At 69.4% G+C, this 5,764-nt stretch carries 6 protein-coding genes; all 6 read right to left on the bottom strand.

The genetic code is table 11. The annotated features are described in order from the left end of the window. On the bottom strand, window positions 1-1,191 hold a 1,191-nt coding region (locus tag RMO85_RS14325), incomplete at its 3' end, for a RelA/SpoT family protein (protein ID WP_310529400.1). A 95-nt stretch (window positions 1,192-1,286) separates the two neighbouring features. Next, the gene (locus tag RMO85_RS14320) at window positions 1,287-1,805 is read right to left on the bottom strand and encodes an adenine phosphoribosyltransferase (protein ID WP_310529399.1); all 519 of its coding nucleotides are present in this window, start codon (window positions 1,803-1,805) and stop codon (window positions 1,287-1,289) included. Window positions 1,806-1,843: 38 nt separating this feature from the next. Further along, a complete protein-coding gene (secF, locus tag RMO85_RS14315) occupies window positions 1,844-3,076 on the bottom strand; it encodes a protein translocase subunit SecF (RefSeq protein WP_310529398.1) in 1,233 nt (410 codons plus the stop codon). Further along, the gene (gene secD, locus RMO85_RS14310) at window positions 3,076-4,776 is read right to left on the bottom strand and encodes a protein translocase subunit SecD (protein ID WP_310529397.1); all 1,701 of its coding nucleotides are present in this window, start codon (window positions 4,774-4,776) and stop codon (window positions 3,076-3,078) included. Before secD ends, secF begins: the two co-directional genes overlap by 1 nt. A 1-nt stretch (window position 4,777) precedes the next feature. After that, window positions 4,778-5,116: a preprotein translocase subunit YajC gene (gene yajC, locus RMO85_RS14305; protein ID WP_310529396.1), complete on the bottom strand. Its 339-nt coding sequence runs from the start codon at window positions 5,114-5,116 to the stop codon at window positions 4,778-4,780. A gap of 78 nt (window positions 5,117-5,194) precedes the next feature. Then, a partial coding sequence (locus RMO85_RS14300) for a Holliday junction DNA helicase RuvB C-terminal domain-containing protein (protein WP_310529395.1) occupies window positions 5,195-5,764 on the bottom strand: 570 nt, incomplete at its 5' end.

Here is a 5,764-nt window from a genome sequence, read left to right as displayed (position 1 = left end):
CAAGAACTCGCCCGGATCCTCGACCTCCTGCTGCCAGTCGAGCAGCTGCTGCAGCCACGACATGTCGTCGCCGAACTGGGAGGAACCGGCGCGGGCATCGGTGTCGACCCCGTCCTTGGTGTCCTCCTTGTACTTCCAGTGCGCAGCGACGCCGTACTCCGCCCGTCGGTGCATGGCGAACGTGCGGATCTGCAGCTCGACCGGCTTGCCCTGCGGCCCGATCACGGTCGTGTGCAGCGACTGGTACATGTTGAACTTCGGCATCGCGACGTAGTCCTTGAAGCGCCCGAGCACGGGATTCCACCGCGAGTGCAGCACGCCGAGGACGGAGTAGCAGTCACGGTCGTCCTCGACGAGCACCCGGATGCCGACCAGGTCGTAGATGTCGGAGAACTCGCGGCCGCCCACGATCATCTTCTGGTAGATCGAGTAGTAGTGCTTCGGCCGTCCGGTTACCTTGGCCTTGATCTTCGCCTCACGCAGGTCGGCCTCGACCCCGGCGATCACCTCGGCCAGGAACTGGTCACGCGAGGGCGCGCGATCTGCCACCAGGCGCACGATCTCGTCGTACATCTTCGGATGCAGGGTCGCGAAGGCGAGGTCCTCGAGCTCCCACTTGAGGGTGTTCATGCCGAGGCGGTGCGCGAGCGGGGCGTAGATGTCGAGGGTCTCGCGGGCCTTGCGCTCCTGTGTCTCCGCCTTGAGGTAGCGCAGCGTGCGCATGTTGTGCAGCCGGTCGGCCAGCTTGATGACGAGCACCCGGATGTCGCGCGACATCGCGACGATCATCTTGCGGATCGTCTCGGCCTGCGCGGAGTCGCCGTACTGCACCTTGTCGAGCTTGGTGACGCCGTCGACGAGGATGGCGACCTCGTCACCGAACTCCTTGCGGAGCTCCTCGAGCGTGTAGGGCGTGTCCTCGACGGTGTCGTGCAGCAACGCCGCGACCAGGGTCGGTTCGGTCATCCCGATGTCGGCCAGGATCGTCGTGACGGCGAGCGGGTGGGTGATGTAGGAGTCACCGCTCTTGCGCATCTGGGTGCCGTGCATCTTCTCGGCGACCAGGTAGGCACGCTCCAGCAACGCCAGGTCTGCCTTGGGGTGGTTGGCGCGCACCGAGCGGAACAGCGGCTCGAGCACGGGGTTGCCCGTCGGCGCCTTGGCACCGATGCGCGCCAGGCGCGAGCGCATGCTCCGCGCCGAGACAGGCACCTCGGAGGCACGCTCCTGTGTCACAGGGGTGCTGATCTCCTCGGTCATTGGATCAGTCTAGTGACGGGGTGGAGTCAGACCGACGCGATGGCGCTGAGCGGCAGATCGCCGATCGTGGCGCGGCCCGGCAGGAAGCTGAGCTCCAGGAGTACGGCGACTCCGACACACGTTCCACCGCACGCCTCGACGAGCTCCCGGGTGGCCGCAGCGGTGCCCCCGGTGGCCAGGACGTCGTCGATCAGCAGGACTCGCTCGCCGGGCGCGATCGCATCCCGGTGCACCTCGAGCGTGGCCTCGCCGTACTCCAGCGAGTAGGACACCGCATGGGTCGCGCGGGGCAGCTTGCCGGCCTTGCGGATCGGCACGAAGCCGACTCCGAGGGCGAGCGCGACCGGTGCCGCAAGCATGAAACCGCGCGCCTCCATGCCGACGACCTTGTCCACGATGACGGTGCCGGCCTCGTCACGGGCCTCGTCGGCGAGTGCGTCGATCACGGCCGAGAATCCTGCGTGGTCTGCCAGCAGCGGCGTGATGTCCTTGAACATCACGCCGGGCGTCGGATAGTCCGCGACGTCGAGGACGAGGCGCGACATGGCCTCGCGCGCCGCGACACCGACCGCTTGCCCACGCGTCACTTCTTGCCCCGCTTGGAGCGCGGCTGGCGGGTGGGCTGGACCCGTCCGGCCGACGGACTCGGCTTGACCGGACCGTGCGCCTTCGGCACGACGCGGCCCTTGTTGAGGGCCTCCGCCTGCCGCGGCGGTGCCATCACCGGTGGCCGGGCGACGCTGCCGTCCTCGCGCACCTGTCGCGGGTCCGGCGGCGGGGCGGCGTTGCGGTCCGCTGCGGAGACCCGCGAATACGGGTCGGCCGCGGCCTCGCGACGCCGTGCGGCCGCGCGCCGCTCGTCGTAGTTGACGTCCTTCTCGCGCGACTTGAGCTGCACGAGCAGTGGCGTGGCGATGAAGATCGAGGAGTAGGCACCGACCGCCATCCCGACGAACAGGGCAAGGGCGAGGTCCTTCAGCGACCCCGAACCGAGTTGCGCGACACCGACGTACAGGATCGCGGCAACCGGGATGAGGGCGACGATCGAGGTGTTGATCGAGCGGACCAGGGTCTGGTTGACCGCCAGGTTGGCCGCCTCGGCGTAGGTCAGGCGCGACGTCGTCAGCTGGTGGGTGTTCTCGCGCACCTTGTCGAAGACCACGACGGTGTCGTAGAGCGAGAAGCCGAGGATCGTCAGCACACCGGTCACCGTCGCCGGCGAGACCTCGAACCCGGAGAGCGCATAGACACCGACGGTGATGAGGACGTCGTGGGCCAGCGCCACGAGGGCGGCCAGGGACATCTTCCATTCGCGGAAGTAGGCCCAGATGAAGAGCACGACGAGGACCAGGAACACCACGAGGCCGATCAGCGACCGCTTGGCGACCTCCTTGCCCCAGCTCGGTCCGATCTCCGTCTGGGAGATGTCGGCCTCGGTGGCGCCGGTGACGTCCAGGATCGTGGTGACGAGCTCGGCACTCTCGGCGTCGTTGACCGGCTCGGTCTGGACGATGATCGCCTCGCTGCCCGAGGTCGTGACCACGGGGGCGGCGGCGCTCTCGATGCCCGTGCCGGCAACCGCCGCGCGGAGCTCGTCGGCGGTGTCCTGGGTGGCCCGGTCGGCCGACAGCGTGACGCGGTACTCCGCACCACCCGTGAACTCGATGCCCATGTTGAGGCCCTTGGACACCAGTCCGAAGGCCGCCATCGCGAGGATGACCGCCGAGACGGCGTACCAGACCCACTTGCGACCGACGAAGTCGATCGAACGCCGACCGGAGTAGAGGTCGTTGCCAAGTCGAGAGAACGCGCCCATCAGGCCTTGCCTCCAGAGGTCGAGACCGCGTCCAGGCCGAGCGACTCGGCGCCGAGGCCGGACATGGCGTGGCCGCGATTGAAGAACGAGAAGCGAGCCAGCCACGAGACCATCGGGTGGGTGAACCAGAAGAACACGACCAGGTCGATGAGCGTCGACAGGCCCAGTGTGAACGCGAAGCCCTTCACAACTCCGGCGGCGAAGATGTAGAGGACCAGCGCCGCGAGCAGCGACACGGCGTCGGCCGCCAGACAGGTGTTCCGGGCTCGCAGCCAGCCCGCCTCGACGGCGACCCGCATCGACTTGCCGTCGCGCATCTCGTCGCGCATCCGTTCGAAGTAGACGATGAACGAGTCGGCCGTGATGCCCACCGCCACGATCAGGCCCGCGATGCCCGGCAGGGAGAGCGTGAAGCCCGCCCCTTCGCTGAGCAGCACCACCAGCGAATAGGTCAGGGCGGCCGCCGTGAGCAGCGACGCGATCACGACCAGACCCAGCCCGCGGTAGTAGAACAGGCAGTAGAGCATCACCAGGAACAGGCCGGCGAGCCCGGCATTGATCCCGGCCGAGAGCTGGTTGCCCGCGAGCGAAGGCCCGACGAGCTCGACCGGCGGGTCCTTCTCGAAGGCGATCGGCAGGGCGCCGTACTTGAGGCTGGTCGCGAGGCTGCGCGCCTCGGCCTCGCTGAAGCGACCCGTGATCTGCGCGTTGCCGTCGGTGATCAGGCCCTGCATCGTGGGCGCCGAGATCACCCGGCCATCGAGCACGATGGCGAACTGCTTGTTGGTGTTGACCAACGCCTGCGAGATCCGCGCGAACTCGGTGGTGCCGGCACGGTTGAAGTTGAGGTCGACGCCCCACTCGACGCTCTGCTGGCTGGGTGGCAGGGTGTCGGCCGAGCTGAGGTCGGTCCCCTCGATGAGCGCCGCGGACAGCAGCATCTTCTGACCGAACTCGTCACAGGTGACCAGCGGCTTGTCGGGGTCGTCATCGACGTTGGCGGGCTCACCCGACGCCGGGCAGCTGAACGCGTTGAAGGCGGCCAGCGACCTGGGGTCAGGGTTGTCCATCCAGGTCAGCGGGTCGTCGAGCGCGTCGGCCTGCGTCGGCTGCTCGGTGGCCGGCGACTGCGAGGGCGTCGGCGTCGGCGTCTTGGTCTTGTTCTTCTTGTCCTTCTCGCCCGCCCAGGCGTACGGCGCCCGGTTGTTGCCCCCCGGAGCGCTGCTCGTCGGGGCACTGCCCGGGACCCCGGTGCCGGTGGTCGGCCCGGTGCCGGTGCCGGTGCCGGTGGTCGGCCCGGTGCCGGTGCCGGGGGTGCTTGAGCTGGCCCCGGCGGCGCCGTCGGCGACGGCCGCGACGACGCGGAAGCGGAGCTGGGCCTGACGCTTGACGGTCTCGACCAGGTCGCGCCGGCTCGCGCCGGGGATCTCGACGACGATGTACTTGTTGCCCTGGGTGGAGACCTCGGCCTCGGCCACGCCGGAGCCGTTGACGCGGTCCTCGATGATGCCGCGCGCCTCGGTGAGGCTTGCGCTGGAGACGTCACCCTTCGCGATCAGGGTGATGCGGGTGCCGCCCTGGAGGTCGAGCCCGAGCTTGGGCTTCCAGACCCCCGCGAGCGCCACGAGCCCGTAGGACAGCGCGACAACCAGGAAGAAGACCACCAGCGTCCGGCCGGGGTTGGGCCGGCGTGCAGCCACCTCAGCGCTCCTCGTCGGGCTCGTCGGCCGGGTCGGCCACGGGCTCGGCGGTTGGGGTGTCGACGACGCTGATGGCGGCGCGCGCGACCTCGATCTGGGTGCCGGGGGCGATCTCGACCCGGGCCCGATCGTCGGCAAGCGAGTGGATCGTGCCGTAGATCCCCGACGAGAGCATGACTCGCTGGCCGGGCTGCAGGTCCGACTGGAGCTGTGCGACGGCCTTCTGTCGACGGGATGCGGGGCGCACCACCATCACCCAGAAGAGCAGCGCAATGGCCACCAGGGGCAGGAAGGAGGCGAGCTGGCCCAACGGAATTACCTCACGCGTTTCGGTTGACATGACGGCGATCCTTCGTGCGCACATGTGCGCCCGAGCGACCAACGGTGGAGTGTACGCGGGCGACCCTGCGCCTCGACGTCAGACGTCGTCGAACAGGGTCGTGTCGACCCCGCTGGGCTGGGCGGGCGGCGTCAGGCCGAGGTGGTGCCACGCGGCCGGAGTGGCGACGCGACCTCGCGGCGTGCGGGCCAGGAGGCCGTTGCGGACGAGGAACGGCTCCGCGACCTCCTCGACCGTCTCGCGCTCCTCGCCGACCGCGACGGCGAGGGTGGAGATGCCGACCGGGCCGCCGCCGAAGCGACGGCAGAGCGCGTCGAGGACGCCCCGGTCGAGCCGGTCGAGCCCGGACTCGTCGACCTCGTAGAGCTCGAGGGCGGCCCTGGCCACCTCCAGGGTCACCACACCGTCCGCACGGACCTGGGCGAAGTCGCGGACGCGGCGCAGCAGTCGGTTGGCGATGCGCGGCGTCCCACGCGAGCGGCCGGCGATCTCCGCGGATCCCGCCTCGGTCAGGTGGACGCCCAGCAACCCGGCGGAGCGGTGCACGATCTGGTCGAGCTCGTGCGGCTCGTAGAACTCGAGGTGCGCGGTGAAGCCGAATCGGTCGCGCAGCGGACCCGGCAACAGCCCGGCGCGGGTGGTGGCGCC

The sequence above is a fragment of the Nocardioides sp. genome (assembly GCF_031422975.1).
Taxonomy (GTDB): domain Bacteria; phylum Actinomycetota; class Actinomycetes; order Propionibacteriales; family Nocardioidaceae; genus Nocardioides.
Note: the sequence above shows the minus strand (reverse complement) of the source record. Positions and strands in the feature narration are given on the sequence as shown.